At 53.5% G+C, this 21,472-nt stretch carries 16 protein-coding genes and 1 pseudogene; 14 read left to right on the top strand and 3 right to left on the bottom strand.

The window, feature by feature from the left end; translation table 11 throughout:
• Window positions 1-181 precede the first annotated feature (181 nt).
• Together pyrG and eno are read left to right on the top strand one after the other, a co-directional pair.
• The gene (pyrG, locus tag IAE27_RS14485; protein ID WP_004105009.1) at window positions 182-1,819 is read left to right on the top strand and encodes a glutamine hydrolyzing CTP synthase; all 1,638 of its coding nucleotides are present in this window, start codon (window positions 182-184) and stop codon (window positions 1,817-1,819) included.
• 80 nt (window positions 1,820-1,899) lie between these two features.
• Window positions 1,900-3,198 carry a phosphopyruvate hydratase gene (gene eno / locus IAE27_RS14480; protein WP_004105008.1) on the top strand — a complete coding sequence of 433 codons (1,299 nt, stop codon included), beginning with the start codon at window positions 1,900-1,902 and terminating at the stop codon, window positions 3,196-3,198.
• Window positions 3,199-3,264: 66 nt separating this feature from the next.
• Here eno and IAE27_RS14475 read toward each other — a convergent pair whose 3' ends face one another.
• Window positions 3,265-4,374, bottom strand: a complete 1,110-nt coding sequence (locus tag IAE27_RS14475; protein WP_004114914.1) for an SDR family oxidoreductase — start codon at window positions 4,372-4,374, stop codon at window positions 3,265-3,267.
• Between the two features lie 460 nt (window positions 4,375-4,834).
• On the opposite strand from IAE27_RS14475, the gene queE reads away from it, so the two are divergent.
• Both queE and IAE27_RS14465 read left to right on the top strand, forming a co-directional pair.
• Entirely contained in the window at window positions 4,835-5,506 is a 672-nt protein-coding gene (gene queE, locus IAE27_RS14470) for a 7-carboxy-7-deazaguanine synthase QueE (RefSeq protein WP_154022862.1), read from the top strand.
• Window positions 5,507-5,694: 188 nt separating this feature from the next.
• Window positions 5,695-6,483, top strand: coding sequence for an SDR family oxidoreductase (locus IAE27_RS14465; protein WP_004114907.1), 789 nt, complete (start codon window positions 5,695-5,697; stop codon window positions 6,481-6,483).
• A gap of 90 nt (window positions 6,484-6,573) precedes the next feature.
• Here the strand turns inward: IAE27_RS14465 and queD are convergent, their stop codons facing one another.
• Window positions 6,574-6,936 (bottom strand): 6-carboxytetrahydropterin synthase QueD, encoded by a 363-nt coding sequence (queD, locus tag IAE27_RS14460; RefSeq protein WP_004104999.1) that lies wholly within the window; start codon window positions 6,934-6,936, stop codon window positions 6,574-6,576.
• Between the two features lie 318 nt (window positions 6,937-7,254).
• Here queD and cysJ point away from each other — a divergent pair, with 318 nt between their 5' ends.
• From cysJ to IAE27_RS14420, 8 genes are all read left to right on the top strand, one after another.
• Window positions 7,255-9,054, top strand: coding sequence for an NADPH-dependent assimilatory sulfite reductase flavoprotein subunit (gene cysJ / locus IAE27_RS14455; RefSeq protein ID WP_154022863.1), 1,800 nt, complete (start codon window positions 7,255-7,257; stop codon window positions 9,052-9,054).
• A complete protein-coding gene (gene cysI, locus IAE27_RS14450) occupies window positions 9,054-10,766 on the top strand; it encodes an assimilatory sulfite reductase (NADPH) hemoprotein subunit (RefSeq protein WP_004104995.1) in 1,713 nt (570 codons plus the stop codon). Before cysJ ends, cysI begins: the two co-directional genes overlap by 1 nt.
• Window positions 10,767-10,862: 96 nt before the next feature.
• Window positions 10,863-11,597: a phosphoadenosine phosphosulfate reductase gene (cysH, locus tag IAE27_RS14445; protein ID WP_049095061.1), complete on the top strand. Its 735-nt coding sequence runs from the start codon at window positions 10,863-10,865 to the stop codon at window positions 11,595-11,597.
• A gap of 648 nt (window positions 11,598-12,245) precedes the next feature.
• Window positions 12,246-12,632: a hypothetical protein gene (locus IAE27_RS14440; RefSeq protein WP_154022864.1), complete on the top strand. Its 387-nt coding sequence runs from the start codon at window positions 12,246-12,248 to the stop codon at window positions 12,630-12,632.
• Window positions 12,633-13,316: 684 nt separating this feature from the next.
• Window positions 13,317-13,847, top strand: a complete 531-nt coding sequence (locus IAE27_RS14435) for a DUF3304 domain-containing protein (RefSeq protein WP_200092587.1) — start codon at window positions 13,317-13,319, stop codon at window positions 13,845-13,847.
• Window positions 13,848-13,925: 78 nt separating this feature from the next.
• On the top strand, window positions 13,926-14,456 hold the full coding sequence (locus IAE27_RS14430) for a DUF3304 domain-containing protein (protein WP_142472857.1): 531 nt from the start codon (window positions 13,926-13,928) through the stop codon (window positions 14,454-14,456).
• Window positions 14,457-14,534: 78 nt separating this feature from the next.
• The gene (locus tag IAE27_RS14425; RefSeq protein ID WP_142447869.1) at window positions 14,535-15,056 is read left to right on the top strand and encodes a DUF3304 domain-containing protein; all 522 of its coding nucleotides are present in this window, start codon (window positions 14,535-14,537) and stop codon (window positions 15,054-15,056) included.
• Window positions 15,044-17,638, top strand: coding sequence for a T6SS phospholipase effector Tle1-like catalytic domain-containing protein (locus IAE27_RS14420; protein ID WP_154022373.1), 2,595 nt, complete (start codon window positions 15,044-15,046; stop codon window positions 17,636-17,638). The genes IAE27_RS14425 and IAE27_RS14420 overlap by 13 nt, the downstream gene beginning before the upstream one ends.
• A gap of 196 nt (window positions 17,639-17,834) precedes the next feature.
• Here the strand turns inward: IAE27_RS14420 and IAE27_RS14415 are convergent.
• A pseudogene (locus IAE27_RS14415) lies at window positions 17,835-18,890 on the bottom strand (aminopeptidase).
• A 248-nt stretch (window positions 18,891-19,138) separates the two neighbouring features.
• Here IAE27_RS14415 and cysG point away from each other — a divergent pair.
• Together cysG and cysD are read left to right on the top strand one after the other, a co-directional pair.
• Window positions 19,139-20,545: a siroheme synthase CysG gene (cysG, locus tag IAE27_RS14410; RefSeq protein ID WP_181554164.1), complete on the top strand. Its 1,407-nt coding sequence runs from the start codon at window positions 19,139-19,141 to the stop codon at window positions 20,543-20,545.
• A gap of 9 nt (window positions 20,546-20,554) precedes the next feature.
• Entirely contained in the window at window positions 20,555-21,463 is a 909-nt protein-coding gene (gene cysD / locus IAE27_RS14405; protein WP_004104981.1) for a sulfate adenylyltransferase subunit CysD, read from the top strand.
• The last annotated feature ends 9 nt before the right edge of the window (window positions 21,464-21,472 follow it).

The raw sequence follows: 21,472 nt of genomic DNA, 5'->3' as shown, positions 1-21,472 counted from the left end.
AGCGCTTGATTTACGTCAAAAACATTTCGCCAAAAGCGGCTATTTTCTCACTCCCCGCGTTTGTGTGGGCCTGATGAAAAGGAGGGATAATGAAAGTTTGTGGCGTCAGTCATGATCGGGTATACTGCTTTCCCGTCCTGGTTATTCCATCGTCTTTTAAACCTAACTTCTCAGGTTCAGCATGACAACGAACTATATTTTTGTGACCGGCGGGGTCGTATCCTCTCTGGGTAAAGGCATTGCCGCAGCTTCCCTCGCAGCCATTCTTGAAGCCCGTGGGCTTAACGTGACCATGATGAAACTGGATCCGTACATCAACGTCGATCCGGGTACCATGAGCCCAATCCAACACGGGGAAGTGTTCGTTACCGAAGACGGCGCTGAAACCGATCTGGACTTAGGTCACTACGAGCGCTTCATTCGCACCAAGATGACTCGTCGCAACAACTTCACCACCGGCCGTATCTACTCTGATGTCCTGCGCAAAGAGCGTCGTGGCGACTATCTGGGCGCGACCGTGCAGGTGATCCCGCACATCACCAACGCGATTAAAGAGCGCGTGCTGGCGGGCGGCGAAGGTCATGATGTGGTGCTGGTTGAAATCGGCGGTACCGTAGGCGATATCGAGTCGCTGCCGTTCCTTGAAGCGATTCGGCAGCTGGCGGTGGATATCGGTCGTGAAAACGCCCTGTTTATGCATTTGACCCTGGTGCCATACATGGCCGCCGCGGGCGAAGTCAAAACCAAACCGACCCAGCACTCCGTAAAAGAGCTGCTCTCCATCGGTATTCAGCCAGACATTCTGGTTTGCCGCTCCGATCGCGCCATTCCGGCGAACGAACGCGCCAAAATTGCTTTGTTCTGCAATGTGCCAGAAAAAGCCGTTATTTCGATGAAAGACGTCGATTCCATTTATAAAATTCCGGGCCTGTTGAAATCTCAGGGGCTGGACGATTATATTTGTAAACGATTCAGCTTAAACTGTCCGGAAGCGAACCTGGCCGAATGGGAACAGGTTATCTACGAAGAAGCGAACCCGGCAGGCGAAGTCACTATCGGTATGGTCGGCAAGTACATTGAACTGCCGGATGCCTATAAATCAGTGATTGAAGCGCTGAAACACGGCGGTCTGAAAAATCGCGTTACCGTCAACATCAAGCTGATTGATTCGCAGGATGTGGAAACGCGCGGCGTCGAAATTCTGAAGAATTTAGACGCTATCCTGATTCCTGGCGGCTTCGGCTATCGCGGCGTCGAAGGTAAGATCGCTACCGCGCGCTATGCGCGTGAAAACAACATTCCATATCTGGGTATTTGCCTGGGTATGCAGGTTGCGCTGATTGAGTTTGCGCGCAACGTAGCGGGGATGGAAAACGCCAACTCAACGGAATTTGTGCCAGACTGTAAGTACCCGGTCGTGGCCCTGATTACCGAATGGCGTGATGAAGACGGTAATGTCGAAGTTCGCTCTGATAAGAGCGATCTCGGCGGCACGATGCGCCTCGGCGCACAGCAGTGCCAGCTGGCTGAAGATAGCCTGGTGCGCCAGCTGTATGGCGAACCAACCATTACTGAGCGCCATCGTCACCGCTACGAAGTCAACAACATGCTGTTGAAGCCGATTGAAAATGCGGGCCTGCGCATTGCGGGCCGTTCCGGGGATGATCAGTTGGTCGAGATCATCGAGGTGCCTAACCATCCGTGGTTCGTCGCCTGTCAGTTCCATCCGGAGTTTACTTCGACGCCGCGTGATGGTCACCCGCTGTTTGCCGGCTTTGTGAAAGCCGCTGGCGAGTACCAGAAGCGTCAGGCGAAGTAAAAGAGTTAGAACGGCAATGCACCCATCCGGGTGCATTGTTTGTCTGGAGTTTTAGTTTAACTTGTACTGAGGAAAACCTAATGTCCAAAATCGTTAAAGTCATCGGTCGTGAAATCATCGACTCCCGTGGTAACCCGACTGTTGAAGCCGAAGTACACCTGGAAGGTGGTTTCGTCGGTATGGCAGCTGCTCCGTCAGGTGCTTCTACTGGCTCCCGCGAAGCGCTGGAACTGCGCGATGGCGACAAATCCCGTTTCATGGGTAAAGGCGTACTGAAAGCTGTTGCTGCGGTAAACGGCCCGATCGCTCAGGCAATCCTGGGCAAAGATGCCAAAGATCAGGCTGGCATCGACAAAATCATGATCGACCTGGACGGTACTGAAAACAAATCTAACTTCGGTGCGAACGCTATCCTGGCCGTCTCTCTGGCTAACGCCAAAGCTGCCGCTGCTTCTAAAGGTCAGCCGCTGTACGAGCACATCGCTGAGCTGAACGGCACTCCGGGCAAATACTCCATGCCGGTTCCGATGATGAACATCATCAACGGCGGCGAGCACGCTGACAACAACGTCGACATCCAGGAATTTATGATTCAGCCGGTAGGCGCTAAATCCCTGAAAGAAGCCGTACGTATGGGTTCTGAAGTGTTCCACAACCTGGCTAAAGTTCTGAAAGCTAAAGGCATGAACACTGCTGTTGGTGACGAAGGTGGCTACGCGCCGAACCTGGGTTCCAACGCTGAAGCGCTGGCTGTTATCGCTGAAGCCGTTAAAGCCGCTGGCTACGAGCTGGGCAAAGACATCACTCTGGCGATGGACTGCGCGGCTTCTGAATTCTACAAAGACGGTAAATACGTTCTGGCCGGCGAAGGCAACAAAGCGTTCACTTCCGAAGAGTTCACTCACTTCCTGGAAGAGCTGACCAAACAGTACCCGATCGTTTCTATCGAAGACGGTCTGGACGAATCTGATTGGGACGGTTTCGCATACCAGACTAAAGTACTGGGCGACAAAATCCAGCTGGTTGGTGACGATCTGTTCGTAACCAACACCAAGATCCTGAAAGAAGGTATCGAGAAAGGCATCGTTAACTCCATCCTGATCAAATTCAACCAGATCGGTTCTCTGACCGAAACTCTGGCTGCGATCAAAATGGCGAAAGACGCTGGCTACACTGCCGTTATCTCTCACCGTTCTGGCGAAACTGAAGACGCTACCATTGCTGACCTGGCTGTTGGTACCGCTGCAGGCCAGATCAAAACTGGTTCTATGAGCCGTTCTGACCGCGTTGCTAAATACAACCAGCTGATTCGTATCGAAGAAGCGCTGGGTGAAAAAGCGCCGTACAACGGTCGTAAAGAGATCAAAGGTCAGGCATAAGCCTGTCTTAATCTGATATGAAAAAGCCAGCCTACGGGCTGGCTTTTTTTATCTCTACAAAAGTGGCTACTTAAAATCTACCGCCATTTGCTGCGGGATAGAAAGCCCGCGCGTGGTCTGTACGCAGCGGTCAATGTAATCGGTAAAGCGCGGCGGTTTTGGCATACCCATGCTGAGCAGCTTGTCGTTGCTGAATCGTACGTTGAGCGTGGCGAAGGCGCCGTAAAGGCGCATGGCTTTTAGCATCAGCCGTTCGTTGCAGGGGCCAAAAATAGCCTTCAGCTCACGACGCATTTTGACCAGCGTTTCATAGCTGACCTGCGCGTATTTATCACCGACCGGCGCCTGTTCGAGGGCGGAGGCCATTGCGTTATCGATATCCGCAAACCTTACGCTGTTTTCTTCCCCCGCAGAAATATGCACCACTTCTCCGCGCGCCAGCGGGCTGACAAGCAGCATCAGCAGCGCATCGGCACAGTAATCGACGGGGATCACATCAATGCGGTCTTCCATCGAACACATAAATTTTTGCAGCATCAGCCCCATGCTGAATACCCAGAAAATACTGCTGGAGGGCTGACAGCCGTGATGAGTGTGGCCAACAACAATAGAGGGACGGGCGATCGCCAGCGGTAGGGTTGAGCATTCCTGCTGCATGAGACGCTCAATCATTGATTTAGAGTGCGTGTACTCGACCAGATGCGCAGCGCGTTCACGAAACGCTGTGCTTTCCGCTACCAGAGAATCGGGGTCTGGCGAGCAGGACATCGCGGTGCCGACGTGCAGAAAGCGCTCAAGGCGGCTGACCTGAGCCATCCGCCGGGCAAACTGCAGCGTACCTTCGACGTTGACCTTCCAGATAAGCGGGTTGTTACCAAATGAGGCGACGGCGGCGCAGTTGAGCACGTGGGTAACCTGATTCAGGCGCGGGTCGTCGAGAAAGGGCTGCGGATTGGCCAGATCCCCCAGCAGAATGTTGCCTGGCGTCAGGGCCGTTAGTCTCTCTTCGCTAATATTGAATTTTCGCAGATTTTCCTTTACCCGCTCTACGGCCGCTACACTATTATCTGCACGAACTAACAGTAATAGATTAGGCGCATTCTTTTTATTCAGAATGCTTTCTAACACTGCTCCACCGAGAAATCCGGTCGCGCCAGTAATTAATAATGTATTCATGAATGCAGTCTCATTATGGTTGGTGGACTGGATTCTAGGCGCGAAAAATTAAACGGATATTAAATGGGTGAAGATCATAACGTACGGTTTATTAAGGTTATTTTAAGGTTGTTTTACGTCGTGGATCGAATTTGACCCTTCGCTATGGCAATAAATTCATTATTTCGTGTATCCATTTGTACATCATTGAAATTTATTATTTTTAAATTTGTTATTTTTATTTTTGGCTTTCAGGGTGATACATGTTTTGTTACACCAAAAATTTCTGCTATGCCGCTTAATAGTAGCCTTATTATTATCAGGCTAGTTAAATCAGCCGCCCCTGGATAGAGATATCGACCACCTGACGGACGTTTATCAATAAGGATTAGGCTTACCCACCACGCGGCGCAGCGCAGGACAAGATCTGCGCGAGTAAATCTGCGATAATGCGCGCTCTTAACCCAATACAGAGATGATTATGCAGTACCCGATTAACGAGATGTTCCAGACCTTGCAAGGCGAAGGTTACTTCACCGGCGTTCCCGCCATTTTTATTCGTTTACAGGGATGCCCGGTTGGTTGCGCCTGGTGCGATACCAAACATACCTGGGATAAACTTGCCGATCGAGAAGTCTCTCTGTTCAGCATTCTGGCAAAAACCAAAGAGAGCGATAAATGGGGCCCGGCAAGTAGCGAAGATCTGCTGGCCATCATCGGGCGTCAGGGCTGGACTGCTCGTCACGTGGTGATTACCGGCGGCGAACCCTGTATTCATGATTTAACGCCGCTGACCTTGCTGCTGGAGCAAAACGGCTTTAGCTGCCAGATTGAAACCAGCGGCACTCACGAAGTTCGCTGTACGCCTCATACCTGGGTGACGGTATCGCCGAAGGTGAATATGCGCGGCGGCTATGATGTCCTTTCTCAGGCGCTGCAGCGAGCTGATGAAATAAAACATCCTGTTGGACGCGTGCGCGATATCGAAGCGCTCGAAGAACTGCTGGAGACGCTGGCTGACGACAAGCCGCGCATCATCGCGCTGCAGCCAATTAGCCAGAAAGAGGACGCGACGCGCCTGTGCATCGAAACCTGCATCGCGCGCAACTGGCGTTTATCTATGCAGACGCATAAGTATCTGAACATCGCCTGATCCCTCCTTTTTTGCCGGGCTGGCTGATAGCTGTCCGGCAAACACTTTATTCATATATGAATTCATCAAGCCCCCTCGCTTCAGCGTAGTAGTTAAGATTCCCGCTCATACCTGCGGTGGTATAATCGATTCGTACATCAGCCGCCCCGGCGCGCTGTCGATATGTTGACTTAAGGATCGAGTTAAACATGCAGCCAATTGAGCCATCCCATGCTTTTTCTATGGAGTTCTTCTCCCTCAAAGGGAAAACCGCCATCGTCACCGGGGGGAATAGCGGACTGGGGCAGGCTCTTGCCCTTGCTCTGGCCACGGCGGGAGCCAATCTGTTTATTCCCGGACGACGCGTCGATAATGCGCAAACCCGTGAACGCATTGAGCAGCAGGGCGCTGAAGTGGAGTTCATGCTGGCGAATATTACCGACAACGGCATGCCGCAGCGCATTATCGCCGCCTGCTGCCAGCGTTTCGGCACGGTCGATATCCTGGTGAACAATGCCGGTATTTGTCGTTTGAATAAGGTCCTGCGCTTTGGCCGCGCCGACTGGGACCCGATGATTGAGACCAACCTGACGGCGGCTTTCGAGCTCAGCCATGAAGCGGCGAAAATAATGGTTCCCCGCCGCGGTGGCAAAATTATCAATATCTGTTCGGTGTTTTCTTATTTAGGCGGCAGCTGGTCGCCGGCTTATGCAGCAACCAAACATGCCCTCGCGGGGTTAACCAAAGCCTATTGTGAAGAGCTCGGTCCATATAACATTCAGGTTAACGGTATTGCCCCCGGCTATTATGAGACCGACATGACGGCGATCGTCCGCAACACGCCTAAGGAAAACAGGCGCGTCCTGGCGCATATTCCGGCCGGCCGTTGGGGTGAGGCGCAGGATCTGATGGGCGCAGTCGTCTTCCTGGCCAGCCGGGCTTCGGATTACGTGAATGGCCATATCCTGGCGGTAGATGGCGGTTATCTGGTGCGCTAGCCGTGAACTTGCCCAGGCAAGGCGGGAAACGGCGAGAGGCGAAAAGGCCATCGCGCCGCTAACAGGCGACCTACGCGATGGCGAAAGGGATCACTCGCCGCGATAGACGCAGCCCGCCGTGCAGGTTTCTTTGATCATCACCGCGCTGAGTAGCGGAACCAAAGGCTTCATCTGCTCCCAGATCCATTTTGCCAGGACTTCGCTGGTAGGATTGGAAAGTCCCGGAATATCGTTCAGATAGTAGTGATCCAGGCGATCGTAGGTGGGTTTGAATGCGGCTTTCAGCTCGGCGAAATCCATGATCCACCCGGTATGGGGATCGACTTCACCGGTAATCTCCAGGCGCACCATAAAAGAGTGACCGTGCAGGCGTCCGCACTTGTGGCCTTCCGGTACGTGCGGCAGGCGGTGAGCGGCTTCGAAAGTGAAATCTTTAAACAGCGTGGTGGACATCTTTTATTCTCAATATGGCAAAAAAACCGCCGTAGGGTACCGGAAAGTACATTTTTGATCATTAACTAAAACGGTCCTGAACACAAAATGGACATATCCATGCGGTTTATGGGAATTATATCTTTATATTACAGCAGCTTATTTAATCGATTTTGTTGTTAATAACTATAACTAAAACAGGTTAGTCCATTTGGTTATTTGTTATTTCCATCCCTTCTTTAATTGTTACTATCTGCGCCGTTAACCTTCTATTCTCTTCTGTTTTATCACGCTGACAGGGCGTGAATCACAGCTTTGCTTACTGGAACATAACGACGCATGACGACACAGGCCCCACCTTCCAATTTGCTACCGCTGAGTCCGGAGCAAATGGCGCGCCTTCAGGCGGCCACGACTGACTTCACGCCTACCCAGCTAGCCTGGGTTTCCGGCTATTTTTGGGGGATGCTGAATCAGCAGCCCGGCGCGGCGGTTGTTGCGCCAGCCCAGGCGGCTGAAGTGCCGTCCATCACGCTGATTTCGGCCTCGCAAACCGGCAATGCCCGCCGCATCGCTGAAGCGCTGCGTGACGATCTACAGGCGGCGCAGCTGAATGTGAAGCTGATTAACGCAGGCGACTATAAATTTAAACAAATTGCCGCCGAAAAACTGCTGGTCGTCGTGACGTCAACACAAGGCGAAGGTGAGCCGCCGGAAGAAGCCGTCGCACTGCATAAGTTCCTGTTCTCGAAGAAAGCGCCCAAGCTGACCGATACGGCATTTGCCGTGTTTGGCCTCGGCGATACCTCCTATGAATTCTTCTGCCAGTCCGGCAAAGATTTTGATAACAAGCTGGCCGAGCTGGGCGGTGAACGCCTGCTGGATCGTGTTGACGCTGATGTGGAGTATCAGACCGCCGCTGCCGAATGGCGCGCTCGCGTGGTTGAGGTGCTGAAAGCGCGCGCGCCTGCTGCTTCTCCGTCTCAGCTGGTTACCAGCGGGGCGGTGAATGAAATCCACACCAGCCCGTATACCAAAGAGGCACCGCTGACTGCGACGCTGGCGGTGAATCAGAAAATCACCGGCCGTGATTCAGAAAAGGATGTGCGCCATATTGAAATCGACCTCGGCGACTCCGGCCTGCGCTATCAGCCGGGCGATGCGCTGGGCGTCTGGTATCAGAACGATCCGGCGCTGGTGAAGGAGCTGGTGGATCTGCTCTGGCTAACAGGTACGGAACCGGTCACGGTCGACGGCAAAACGCTACCGCTTGCTGAAGCGCTGGAATGGCATTTTGAGCTGACGGTCAACACCGGCAATATCGTGGAAAACTACGCCACCTTAACCCGCAGCGAGTCTTTACTGCCGCTGGTGGGCGATAAGGCACAGCTTCAGCACTACGCCGCAACCACGCCGATCGTCGACATGGTGCGTTTCTCGCCGGCGCAGCTGGATGCCCAGGCGCTGGTTGACCTGCTGCGCCCGTTGACGCCGCGGCTCTACTCGATCGCCTCTTCGCAGGCGGAAGTGGAAAGCGAAGTCCACGTCACCGTTGGCGTAGTGCGTTATGATATTGAAGGTCGCGCTCGTGCCGGCGGCGCTTCCAGTTTCCTGGCCGACCGCGTCGAAGAAGACGGCGAAGTTCGCGTTTTTATCGAGCATAACGATAACTTCCGTTTGCCTGCGAACCCGGAAACGCCGGTGATCATGATTGGTCCCGGTACCGGCATCGCGCCTTTCCGCGCGTTTATGCAGCAGCGCGCGGCGGAAGGCGCAGAGGGTAAGAACTGGCTGTTCTTCGGCAACCCGCACTTTACTGAAGATTTCCTCTATCAGGTGGAGTGGCAGAGCTACGTCAAAGAAGGCGTGCTGAGCCGCATCGACCTGGCCTGGTCCCGCGATCAACAACAAAAAGTCTACGTTCAGGACAAACTGCGCGAGCAGGGAGCCGAACTGTGGCGCTGGATTAACGACGGTGCCCATATTTATGTCTGCGGCGATGCCAATCGTATGGCAAAAGACGTTGAGCAGACGTTACTGGAAGTGATTGCCGAATACGGCGCGATGGACGCCGAAGCGGCGGACGAATTTTTAAGTGAGCTGCGCGTAGAGCGCCGTTATCAGCGAGATGTCTATTAATGAGCGAAAAACATCCAGGCCCGCTGGTGGTCGAAGGTAAACTGACTGACGCCGAGCGCATGAAGCTCGAAAGCAACTACCTGCGCGGCACCATTGCGGAAGATTTGAATGACGGCCTGACCGGCGGTTTTAAAGGCGATAACTTTCTGCTGATCCGTTTTCACGGTATGTATCAGCAGGATGACCGCGATATCCGCGCCGAACGTGCGGCGCAGAAGCTGGAGCCGCGTCACGCGATGCTACTGCGCTGCCGCCTGCCGGGCGGGGTGATCACCACCAAACAGTGGCAGGCGATCGATAAATTCGCCGCCGATAACACCATCTACGGCAGTATCCGTCTGACCAACCGTCAGACCTTCCAGTTTCACGGCATTCTGAAGAAGAACGTCAAGCCGGTGCACCAGATGCTGCATTCGGTCGGACTGGATGCGTTGGCCACCGCTAATGACATGAACCGTAACGTGCTCTGTACGTCCAACCCGAACGAGTCTCAGCTGCACGCCGAAGCTTATGAATGGGCGAAGAAGATCTCCGAGCACCTGCTGCCGCGCACTCGCGCCTATGCCGAGATCTGGCTGGATCAAAAGAAAGTCGCCACCACCGATGAAGAACCGATCCTCGGCCAGACCTATCTGCCGCGTAAGTTCAAAACGACCGTGGTGATCCCGCCGCAGAACGATATCGATCTGCACGCGAACGATATGAACTTCGTGGCTATTGCTGAAAACGGCAAGCTGGTGGGCTTTAATCTGCTGGTGGGCGGCGGTTTATCGATTGAGCACGGCAATAAGAAAACCTACGCTCGTACGGCGAGCGAGTTTGGCTATCTGCCGCTGGAGCATACCCTGGCGGTAGCGGAAGCGGTGGTGACGACCCAGCGCGACTGGGGCAACCGTACCGACCGTAAAAATGCGAAAACCAAATACACCCTGGAGCGCGTTGGCGTTGAGACCTTTAAAGCAGAAGTGGAGCGTCGGGCGGGCATCAAGTTTGAACCGATTCGTCCATACGAGTTCACCGGCCGCGGCGATCGTATCGGCTGGGTGAAAGGTATCGACAATAACTGGCATCTGACGCTGTTTATTGAAAACGGACGTATCCTTGATTATCCGGGCCGCCCGCTGAAAACGGGTCTGCTGAAGATCGCGAAGATCCATAAGGGCGAATTCCGTATTACGGCAAATCAGAACCTGATTATTGCCAGCGTACCGGAAGATCAGAAGGCGAAGATCGAGAAGCTGGCCCGCGAGCACGGCCTGATGAACGCCGTTACGCCGCAGCGCGAAAATTCGATGGCTTGCGTCTCATTCCCGACCTGCCCGCTGGCGATGGCGGAAGCCGAGCGCTTCCTCCCGTCATTCATCGATAAAGTCGAGGCGGTGATGAGCAAACATGGCGTTGGCGACGAGCATATCGTTACCCGCGTCACCGGTTGCCCGAACGGCTGCGGTCGCGCGATGCTGGCGGAAGTGGGCCTGGTGGGTAAAGCGCCGGGCCGCTACAACCTGCACCTTGGCGGCAACCGTAGCGGGACGCGGATTCCGCGCATGTACCGGGAAAACATTACCGAGTCGGAAATTCTCGACTCAATCGACGAACTGGTAGGGCGCTGGGCGAAAGAGCGCGAAGCGGGTGAAGGCTTCGGCGACTTTACGGTGCGTGCGGGCATTATTCGTCCGGTGCTCGATCCTGCCCGGGATTTCTGGGAATAACACCCGCTGCCCGGTGGCGTTTCGCTTACCGGGCCTGCGGTCTTGTCGACCGGGTAAACGCAGGGCCCCCGGCAAAAACAGGCAAATGAGGTTCTTATGTCCGTACTCGATTTAAACGCGCTGAACGCATTACCGAAGGTCGATCGCGTTTTACAGCTAGCGGAAACCAATAGTCAGCTGGAAAAGCTGAGCGCGGAAGCGCGCGTTGCGTGGGCGCTGGAAAATCTGCCGGGGGAATACGTGCTCTCTTCGAGCTTTGGTATTCAGGCGGCGGTGAGCCTGCATCTGGTCAATCAGGTACGCCCGGATATCCCGGTAATTCTGACCGATACCGGCTATCTGTTTCCCGAAACCTACCAGTTTATCGATGAGTTAACGGACAAACTCAACCTGAACCTGAAGGTCTATCGGGCGAAGGAGAGCGCCGCATGGCAGGAAGCGCGCTACGGTAAACTGTGGGAGCAGGGCGTTGAGGGCATTGAAAAATATAATGACATCAACAAGGTTGAGCCGATGAACCGGGCACTGCAAGAGCTGAACGCGCAAACCTGGTTTGCGGGCCTGCGCCGCGAGCAATCCGGCAGTCGCGCCCACTTACCGGTGCTGGCGATCCAGCGTGGCGTGTTTAAGGTGCTGCCGATCATCGACTGGGATAACCGCACGGTTTACCAGTATCTGCAAAAGCACGGCCTGAAATATCATCCGCTTTGGGATCAGGGCTATTTGTCGGTAGGAGATACCCACACCACGCGCAAATGGGAGCCGGGGATGGCGGAGGAAGAAACGCGCTTCTTTGGCCTGAAAAGAGAGTGCGGGCTGCACGAAGGTTAATATGAGTCCCGGCGCTGCCCTGCGTAACCCCATAAAAGCTGGGTAAAATAGCTGAACTCTGTTTAGCGATGGCCAGGGCATGCTGGCCGTCACGCTCCTGACTTCCACCATCTTCGAAAAATCAACAGTAAAAGGTGCTGTGACCGCTTAATCGGCTGAGCTGCACCGTATTTTAGGCATAACTGTAGCTCCTTCAACACAACCGGGTGCTGAAACTGGCATGGGAAGGCCGAAAGATAAGCTGCCGGGATTCGACTCAATTTTCTGCGGCCCGTGTTCAACACAAGCCGGGGCTTTCCTGGGTTTTGCTGCAACTAAGAATCTCATTTTATTAATTCATTATTGATTCATATATTCTTATTGTTAGTTGTGTAGCCGGCATGGATGAACAACGTAAGTGATTCATGTTTTATTACGAGCTTATCTAATAATTATCCGCTACGCGCTAATTTCTTGTTTCTTCCCGGCTTGACACAGACTACGAATTATATTTATATTTTTTCCTTCGGGGCGAATGCAGAACGAATAAATTTCACATTTTCTTTCACCATATGAATACCGTAATGTTTTTCTGAACGCCTTGCTTATGCCTCTCCGTATTTATGTCTGCTGGGGATCTTTATCTTAAGTAAAGCGCAAGGTAGCGTCATGTTCTTTGAAAAGGAAATAGTTACAAAAGACAATTATTATATCTCCCTTGAAGGGGGAATTGAACGCTGTTACGCCAAAAGTGCCGGTAAACGATGTATATATCTCGAAGATGAACATTTCATTCAGCAATCTGGTACGGACGAGTTTGCATTCGACATGCTATCTGATGCAGTTTCTTTCAGAAAAAACCTCATCAGTAAATATCAAAGAATTTTCAAACTTTTTTGCGGTATTCTGGTAGATGAACCGGGAACTGCCTGTTCTCAAGAAAGTAGCACTTTCCCTCAACCGAGAAGACATCAGAAAAGCAAACGACAGAACAATTTTCTGCGTAAATTGAAGGGATTATCAAGGAATGTTCTCTCATCATACGCGATAAATTAATGATTATTTACGAGTGAACCAGGAAAAAATTGGGCCGTCGAAAACATAAACGAGAAACTTAAGGATAGCGCCGAAAGGTTACTGATTATTAAAAATGGAACGCAGTGCGATATCGACTACCCAGGCAGATCGTATGGCTGCCTCACAGGAAATGGATATAAATATGATTTACCTGAACCATCACGCTACAACTATCATCGCTTCTGCAGTTCGCTCTACCGCCACTGCGTTTTGGTTCCAGACGCATTTCCAGCGGCATACAATGCCAGCGCGCGTTTAATTGATTTACCATCTGCATCCGGATTTTTCCGCGCTATTTGCTCTCTGGTTAATGCGTAAAACGTTTGCTGCGCATGTTGTTTTCGGCGGCGGGGTGGATACTGTCAGGGATGTGCTTTCCGGGCATATCTAAAGATTTTTTCGAATCGTACTAACAAAACCCACCGGATCGGTTACGTGGATTGTAGTGGCGTGCTTTCATTGGCCAGAGAAGGGCACGCAGCCCTGCCAGAGGGACAGTAATTGCCCTTTCTCACCTGCAGGTTGGCTAGCAAGCGCAATTATGACTGGCGCTTCTGCAATGGCAGACTGGCTGAGCAGAAGGAACTTTTCTGGCGGATGTAAGCCGTGGAGACGGTAAAGGATACACACGGGATAGTTATGATATGAAACGGAGTTCGTACTATGCAGGAAATAGTTAAAGCAGTGCCGCTGTTATGTTTTTTACTGCTGGGCTGTGATCCGGCAGAAAAAGAAGCACCGCGCGGCAGCGGGAAGACCAGCTACGTGGCGGCTAATCTGCTGGGCTATAACCATATGGCAGGCACGAATATCAACTGGTTCTCCGTCAACGGCTACCGGGGACACGCCGGGGGGTTTACCTGCTGTATAGCGCTGCCGGAAAAATGGCGGCCCAATATGCAGGTGGTAGTGGAGTGGGAGGTTAACCCTAACCCGTTTCCGAAGGATCTCCCCCACTTCTATGATCCAAACTATGAACATTATATGGAAAAATATAAGGCTACCTTTCGTCAGTATAAAGCGGTGGCCACTATTCCCGAATATGAAGATTCCTGCGGCCTGCAGGTGCATTTCTTGCCCTGTCAGCAGATTAAAGTAACGGCCACCTGCCACGGGCCGACTCATCCTGACCACCCGATTAAAGAACCTTTCGATCTGCCGGAGCCTGCCCAGTGCCCGCCAGAAACGCCATGATTTTATTGTTGTGAGCTGTGCATTATTAACCGCAGCAGAGGCTGCGCCTTCAGTGTGACATGAAACGGAATTCGTACTATGCAGAGAATAGTTAAAGCAGTGCCGCTGTTATGTTTTTTACTGCTGGGCTGTGATCCGGCAGAAAAAGAAGCACCGCGCGGCAGCGGGAAGACCAGCTACGTGGCGGCTAATCTGCTGGGCTATAACCATATGGCAGGCACGAATATCAACTGGTTCTCCGTCAACGGCTACCGGGGACACGCCGGGGGGTTTACCTGCTGCATATCGCTGCCGGAAAAATGGCGGCCCAATATGCAGGTGGCAGTGGAGTGGGAGGTGGATCCTGACCCGTTTCCGAAGGATATCCCCAGATTCAGCGACCCTAAGTATGATGAATATATAGAAAAACACAGGGCTAACTATCGCCATTATAAAGCGGTAGCCACTATTCCCGAATATGAAGATTCCTGCGGCCTGCAGGTGCATTTCTTGCCCTGTCAGCAGATTAAAGTAACGGCCACCTGCCACGGGCCGACTCATCCTGACCACCCGATTAAAGAACCTTTCGATCTGCCGGAGCCTGCCCAGTGCCCGCCAGAAACGCCATGATTTTATTGTTGTGAGCTGTGCATTATTAACCGCAGCAGAGGCTGCGCCTTCAGTGTGACATGAAACGGAGTTCATACTATGCAGGGAATAGTTAAAGCAGTGCCGCTGTTATGTTTTTTACTGCTGGGCTGTGATCCGGCAGAAAAAGAAGCACCGCGCGGCAGCGGGAAGAGCAGCTACGTAGCGGCTAATCTGCTGGGCTATAACCATATGGCAGGCACGAATATCAACTGGTTCTCCGTCAACGGCTACCGGGGACACGCCGGGGGGTTTACCTGCTGTATATCGCTGCCGGAAAAATGGCGGCCCAATATGCAGGTGGTAGTGGAGTGGGAGGTGGATCCTGACCCGTTTCCCAAAAATATGCCCCCAATGGGAACAAAAGAATTTCGTGATTATGCGAAAGATCATGAAGCAAATTATCGCCACTATAAAGCGGTGGCCACTATTCCCGAATATGAAGATTCCTGCGGCCTGCAGGTGCATTTCTTGCCCTGTCAGCAGATTAAAGTAACGGCCACCTGCCACGGGCCGACCCATCCTGATCACCCGATAAAAGATCCCTACCGCCAGTCGGAGCCTGCCCAATGTCCCCAATAACCGAATCTTTTAAGAAACGTTTTGGTAATCATCAGCTTACCACTACGGGCGATCCGTGCTGGGTTCCTCCCGCTTTTCCGAAAGAGGGCCGGTTGCTTTTAAGCCAGCGGCAGGTCAACGCCAATATAATCAAAATCGACAGGGAGGAGGCATTATTTCGCCAGGAGTCCCGCCGGCAAAAAAGCAGCCCCTGCTGTAAGAGCCTGCATATCAGCCTGTTTTTTGACGGTACCAATAATAATGCGCTAAAAGATACCGCCTGCATGCCGCCGCACCCGTCGAACGTGGCAAAACTATACCGTGCCTGCGCGCCTGATGATCTCATGGCAAATGAGCGTGGATTTTACGCCTTCTATATTCCCGGCGTTGGTACGCCTTTTCCGCAGATTGGCACCTATGACTATTATTCGTCGGGACTGCAGTTTGCTGTCGGCGGCGAGGACCGTATCAACTGGGGGATGGTGCAGCTGTGTAATGCCCTGAACCATACCGTGACAAAAAATTTCCTCGGCAACGGCATAATGAAAAGGGCGGTTCAGGCGATGAACAGCTCCAGCACTTCGGCGGCTGTGGAACTGGGGTTATTCGCGGGCAGCGCGGCGATGTCTTACAACCGTGAAAAAGTAAACCAGGCCTATCTGGACTCGCGGAAGACAATGCCTGGTCAGATGCGGATGCGGCTGCGTATGTTTGAACAACTCTTAAGGCTGGTGCAGGAAAAATTCGTGCGCGCGCAGTGCAAGACGGCAGCGATAAAGCTGTTTGTGTACGGTTTTTCCCGCGGCGCGGCAGAAGCCCGCGCTTTTGTCAGCTGGCTGGATGAGGCGCTGGCCGAAGGGCTACTCGGTTTCCCGGCAGGAACGCTGCTCGGCGTGAAGGTTTCGGTGGAATTTTTAGGCCTCTTTGATACCGTGCCGGCAGTGGGAATTGCCAATGTGGTTCCGGGCTTTACCGGTCACAACGGCTGGGCGGAACAGACGCAGCCGCTGACGCAGTCAGGGTTAATCAAGCGCTGCTATCATCTGGTGGCGGCTCACGAGCAGCGCCAGGCATTTTCGTTGGACTCCATCCGTACCGCCGCTGGCAGCTATTTATCCCAGACTCAGGAAGTGGTCTACCCCGGTATGCACTCCGACGTTGGCGGGGGATACCCCTGTGGGGATCAGGGCAAGGGCCGGGGCGGTGCGGGCGATCTGTTATCGCAAATTACTCTGCATGATATGTATGCGGCCGCGATGGATGCCGGGGCGCCGCTGTCGTTTCATCCTGATGTTTTTGCCCTGTTGCACCCGGATTTCAGGCAAATGTATATCTTTCGGGAAATGAGTTTTGCTTCAGTTGGGGAATTTGATTTTTATCCCGGACTGGTAGACACCTTTAACAACTGGCGATCGACCCTCTCCCTTGACAATCAGCAGGAGGATCCGCTGTCTGACGATGCTATCTACGCGCCGTTTCGTTTTGAGTCAGTCTGTCTGGAAGAGATGCTGGAAGCGGAAATGATCTGGATGACCGGCTGGCGTATCGCACGTTTTGCTTCGCCCAGGACATCGCCAATAAATCTCACGTCGCAGCCCTTCTTCCAGCATGCGGCCCAGCACCCGGAGATTACCGTCCAGCCGTATGCGGCAGGGTTCAGCCAACAGGCGCAGCGCGCCCTTGCCCGTGAGTGGTCGCTTTTGCAATGCAAAGCTGAGGCGATAGCGCAGGCGCGTAATAAAGAGGCGTCCAGACACAGGGGCGATGAAAATTGGTTCCCTGGCCCGGAGCTTGTTGGGCAACCGTTGTTCGATGCCAACAACGCCCGCGGTCAGCTTTGGGAAGCCGCCACCGAGTTTGCGGCGGACTACATGCGTAAAGCTCGCCCCCAGGCGCTGTTTAAACCGGCGATGAAGCAGAAAGCGCAGGGGGCGATCGATTCGGCCACCTGCACTATTGCCGCAAGTGCCGAAACCGGCTTTTCATGGGAGATAAGCACGACGGCGGCAAATCTACAGATACTGGATCCACTGCTCGCCCAGGCGGCCTACTTTTATACCCATCAGAATGAAGCCTATGAATATCTGCGATTTAAGCAGGCGGGCGAGTACAGATTCCGTCAGCATATTGAGCCGTGCCTGTTGAAACGAGAGCAGAACGATAAAATCAGCGGGCTGATCACTCTGTATGATAACTATATCCATGATTCCCGGGCCTGGTTTATGCACTCGGAAAGCGGCGTCAGAGAGCCTTTTGGCAGCTACTTTTTATCCAGAATGATCTATTTTGGCGATAAGTGGAGCAAGGCCGTCCAGCTGCGCTTTGATGGGCAAACGATGTCAGGTATTAGCGAGGCGCTGCAGGATAAGGCCATTTTTGCTCATGTGCCAACCTACGGTGTAAAGGTCTTTAACCGTGATACCGGGCAAGAAATTCCCGTTGACGAAAGCAGTCTGCCAGCGCCCACGCATGAGTTTATCGTGCAGCTTAAACCCCTGGTTAAACAGCGCCAGCAGGCAACGGAAACGGCCAGACGCGAGCGCATCGCAAATGCGCTCAACGACTTATGGGACTCCGAAATACTCCATTCACCTCAGGTATAATTTGACAGAGGTGAGAGGTCAGTGGTGGCGTATTTGTTATCTGAACAGGTTCGGGGCAGCGTTTTTTCAGCTCCCCAGATATAGACCTGGCTGTCGGCGATGGAGCGCATGCTAACAGCCAGTAGCAGGAACAACGGTATTAAAAAATGAAAACGCATCATGGCGACAGTCCTTGTTGCCGCACTTTATCGTTAGTCTATTTTGAGGCGGGTCTCTTCTCCGCCTTCGCCAGCTCTTTCACCAGCGGCAGCATAACCCTCATCACATCGCGGCTGCGCTGAGCAATACGGCCCGGCAGGGCTTTATCAATATATTGCTGGTTATCCAGCTGAACGTTGTGCCAACTGGTACCGTCCGGGAACGAACGAGATTTGGCGCGCTGCTGGTAGCCATCTTTGCGTCCCAGAGACCAGTTGGTGGCTTCGACGGTCAATACCGGAATCCCGGCTTCGTCAAACACGCTGGCATCATTACAGCAGCCGGTCCCTTTTGGATAGTCAGGATTCAGGCCAGGATTGCTGGCGGCGCTAATACCTTTACTACGAGCGATAGCCAGCGCCCGGTCGCGGGTGAGTTTGCGCACCGAGGATGGCGTGCTGCGGCCGCTATTAAAATAGAGCTTATCGCCCACCACCAGATTATCGAGGTTAATGACCAATAGGGTATTTTTCTTCTCCGCGTCGCTCATACGCTTAAGCATATTCTGCGCACCCAGACGACCCTCTTCTTCACCGCTGGTGGCGACGAAGCGAATACCATAACGCGTAGGGATATTCTTTAACTGCTCAGCAAGTTCCAGCATGACTCCCAGACCGAGGGCGTTGTCATCGATGCCCTGCAGCGTCAGGCCGCCGAGGTTATTTTCTATATCGGCATCGGTCTGCGGCGCGTAGGTATCGAGATGGGCCATGATGATGATTTGCTGGCGATCTTTCCCCTCATGCGCGGCGATAACCGTGCTGCCGGTGACGTTTTACCAGTTTTTGCGATTATCGTTGTTGGTGTAAATGTATCGGGTATTAAAACTGCGAATATCGCTCTCGTAGCCCATTTGCGTGAACTGCTGACGCAAATAATCAGCCGACAGCATCTCGGCGGGCGAACCGGTCATTCTTCCGGGAAAAAAGGTAGCGATGTGACGAGCCTGAGCATTGGCGGTGTCGCCCAGAGCGCTTATTGCCGGGGCGGCGGTGAAGACAAAACCTGCGCTCAACGCCAGGGGAAGCAGGCGACGGCACAATGCGGAAAACATAGGGGGGGTCCTTTAGCACTTAAAACAATTTCACCCGCGTAGTATGAAACTGTGATCGGGGTTAAACAATTTCAATCGCTCTTAAATGGTGGAAAAACCGCGTGTTAAGCACTTTTTGATATTAGCTTTTCCAGGCCGTTATTCTTTTGAGTCACAACTCATTCCATTTCGTAATTTCATTTGCTCTAAACCGCACCCTATAGTCGCTCTATTGCTGATTGTAAGAGAGTTGTTGCGCAGTGGAATACTTGCCGATATTTGCCGAAGTGAAAGAGAGACCCGTACTGGTGATCGGCGGCGGCGAGATTGCCGCGCGCAAGATCACCTTTCTGCTGCGTGCTGAAGCGAAGGTACAGATTGTCGCCGACGCGCTAATTCCGGAACTTGCCGGCAAGGTTGAGCGTCAGGAAATTCAGTGGCGGGCCACCGAATTTGAAGAGCAGCAGCTTGATAACGTATTCCTCGTGATTGCCGCTACCGAAGATGACGCGCTGAACCTGCGCGTTTATGCCGCGGCCAACGCGCGCTACCGGCTGGTCAACGTGGTTGATAATCAGGCGCTGTGCTCGTTTGTTTTCCCGTCAATCGTCGATCGTTCTCCGCTGCTGGTGGCTATCTCTTCCAGCGGCAAAGCGCCGGTGCTGTCGCGAATTTTGCGCGAAAAAATCGAAGCGCTGCTGCCCACCAACCTGGGGCGGCTGGCCGAAACGGCGAGCTACTGGCGTCATCATATTAAAACCCATCTGAAAACCACTGCCGAACGCCGTCGTTTTTGGGAACGCGTGTTTACCGGCCGCTTTGCCAGCCTGATGCTGGCGGGCAATAAAGCCGAAGCGGAAAAGGCGCTGGAAGATGAGCTCCGACAGCCGGAAAAGCGGCTCGGTGAAATTATCCTCGTCGGCGCGGGGCCTGGCGATGCTGGATTGCTGACCCTGCGCGGCCTGCAGGCTATCCAGCAGGCGGATGTGGTGTTTTACGACAATCTGGTCACGCCGGAAGTCCGCGAGCTGGTGCGTCGCGACGCGGAGACAATCTGCGTGGGTAAAAGCGCCGCCGGCGTCTCCGTACCGCAGCAGGACATTAACCGCATGCTGGTAGAGGCGGCGAAAGCGGGCAATACGGTGATTCGCCTGAAAGGCGGCGACCCGTTTATTTTCGGGCGCGGCGGCGAAGAGCTGCAGGCTGCGGCTGAAGCCGGTATTCCGTTTCAGGTTGTCCCGGGCGTGACGGCAGCGGCTGGCGCCACGGCTTATGCCGGGATCCCGCTGACCCACCGCGATTACGCGCAAAGCGCAACTTTTATTACCGGGCACTTCGGTGCGGAAAACTCCCCGCTCAACTGGACTCGGCTGGCGCAAAGCGGCCAGACCCTGGCGATTTATATGGGCAGCCTGAAAGCGGCGGAAATCAGCGCTCAGCTGATCGCTAACGGTCGCGCGGGCGACACCCCGGTGGCGGTGATCTCGCGGGGTACTCGCGCCGATCAGCAAACCCGGACCGGCACATTACAACAACTCGAAAACCTGGCGAAAGATGCCCCGATGCCCGCGCTGCTGGTAGTGGGCGAAGTGGTGCGATTACATCATCAGCTTGCCTGGTTTCAACACACCTCATCCTCAGACGCCTTTAAGGCTTCTGTAGTAAATCTGGCTTAAGGAACGGTTATGGACCAAAAACGACTTACTCACCTGCGGCAACTGGAGGCGGAAAGCATCCATATTATTCGTGAGGTGGCCGCCGAATTCTCTAACCCGGTGATGATGTACTCCATCGGTAAAGACTCCAGCGTAATGCTGCATCTGGCGCGTAAAGCGTTTTATCCAGGAACTCTGCCGTTCCCGCTGCTGCACGTTGATACCGGCTGGAAATTCCGCGAAATGTACGAGTTCCGCGACCGTACCGCTAAAGCCTACGGCTGCGAACTACTGGTGCATAAAAATCCGGAAGGGGTGGCGATGGGGATTAACCCGTTCGTTCACGGCAGTGCCAAACATACCGATATCATGAAAACCGAAGGCCTTAAGCAGGCGCTGAACAAATACGGCTTCGATGCCGCGTTCGGCGGCGCGCGTCGCGATGAAGAGAAATCTCGCGCCAAGGAGCGTATTTACTCCTTCCGCGACCGCTTCCATCGCTGGGACCCAAAAAACCAGCGCCCGGAACTGTGGCACAACTATAACGGCCAGATTAACAAGGGGGAAAGCATCCGCGTGTTCCCGCTCTCCAACTGGACCGAGCTGGATATCTGGCAGTACATCTATCTGGAAAATATTGAAATTGTTCCGCTGTACCTGGCGGCAGAGCGTCCGGTGCTGGAGCGCGACGGGATGCTGATGATGATCGATGACGATCGCATTAATCTGCAGCCCGGCGAGATGATCAAAAAACAGATGGTGCGCTTCCGTACCCTTGGCTGCTGGCCGCTGACCGGCGCGGTGGAGTCCAATGCGCAAACGCTGCCGGAGATCATCGAAGAGATGCTGGTGTCGACCACCAGCGAACGACAGGGGCGCGTGATTGACCGCGACCAGGCAGGCTCCATGGAGCTGAAGAAACGTCAGGGTTATTTCTAAGGAGCCGCC

It is taken from the genome of Klebsiella sp. S69, from assembly GCF_016516145.1.
In the GTDB taxonomy this organism is placed as follows: Bacteria; Pseudomonadota; Gammaproteobacteria; order Enterobacterales; family Enterobacteriaceae; genus Klebsiella; species Klebsiella oxytoca.
This window is presented reverse-complemented; position numbering and strand designations above follow the sequence as displayed.

What these genes read in the sequence shown, in the direction of transcription:
- IAE27_RS14430 (WP_142472857.1), top strand. Translation starts at nt 13,926, where the DNA reads ATGCAGAGAATAGTTAAAGCAGTGCCGCTGTTATGTTTTTTACTGCTG.
- IAE27_RS14425 (WP_142447869.1), top strand. Translation starts at nt 14,535, where the DNA reads ATGCAGGGAATAGTTAAAGCAGTGCCGCTGTTATGTTTTTTACTGCTG.
- IAE27_RS14420 (WP_154022373.1), top strand. Translation starts at nt 15,044, where the DNA reads ATGTCCCCAATAACCGAATCTTTTAAGAAACGTTTTGGTAATCATCAG.
- eno (WP_004105008.1), top strand. Translation starts at nt 1,900, where the DNA reads ATGTCCAAAATCGTTAAAGTCATCGGTCGTGAAATCATCGACTCCCGT.
- pyrG (WP_004105009.1), top strand. Translation starts at nt 182, where the DNA reads ATGACAACGAACTATATTTTTGTGACCGGCGGGGTCGTATCCTCTCTG.
- cysJ (WP_154022863.1), top strand. Translation starts at nt 7,255, where the DNA reads ATGACGACACAGGCCCCACCTTCCAATTTGCTACCGCTGAGTCCGGAG.
- cysD (WP_004104981.1), top strand. Translation starts at nt 20,555, where the DNA reads ATGGACCAAAAACGACTTACTCACCTGCGGCAACTGGAGGCGGAAAGC.
- cysH (WP_049095061.1), top strand. Translation starts at nt 10,863, where the DNA reads ATGTCCGTACTCGATTTAAACGCGCTGAACGCATTACCGAAGGTCGAT.
- queD (WP_004104999.1), bottom strand. Translation starts at nt 6,936, where the DNA reads ATGTCCACCACGCTGTTTAAAGATTTCACTTTCGAAGCCGCTCACCGC.
- queE (WP_154022862.1), top strand. Translation starts at nt 4,835, where the DNA reads ATGCAGTACCCGATTAACGAGATGTTCCAGACCTTGCAAGGCGAAGGT.
- IAE27_RS14465 (WP_004114907.1), top strand. Translation starts at nt 5,695, where the DNA reads ATGCAGCCAATTGAGCCATCCCATGCTTTTTCTATGGAGTTCTTCTCC.
- cysI (WP_004104995.1), top strand. Translation starts at nt 9,054, where the DNA reads ATGAGCGAAAAACATCCAGGCCCGCTGGTGGTCGAAGGTAAACTGACT.
- IAE27_RS14475 (WP_004114914.1), bottom strand. Translation starts at nt 4,374, where the DNA reads ATGAATACATTATTAATTACTGGCGCGACCGGATTTCTCGGTGGAGCA.
- IAE27_RS14435 (WP_200092587.1), top strand. Translation starts at nt 13,317, where the DNA reads ATGCAGGAAATAGTTAAAGCAGTGCCGCTGTTATGTTTTTTACTGCTG.
- IAE27_RS14440 (WP_154022864.1), top strand. Translation starts at nt 12,246, where the DNA reads ATGTTCTTTGAAAAGGAAATAGTTACAAAAGACAATTATTATATCTCC.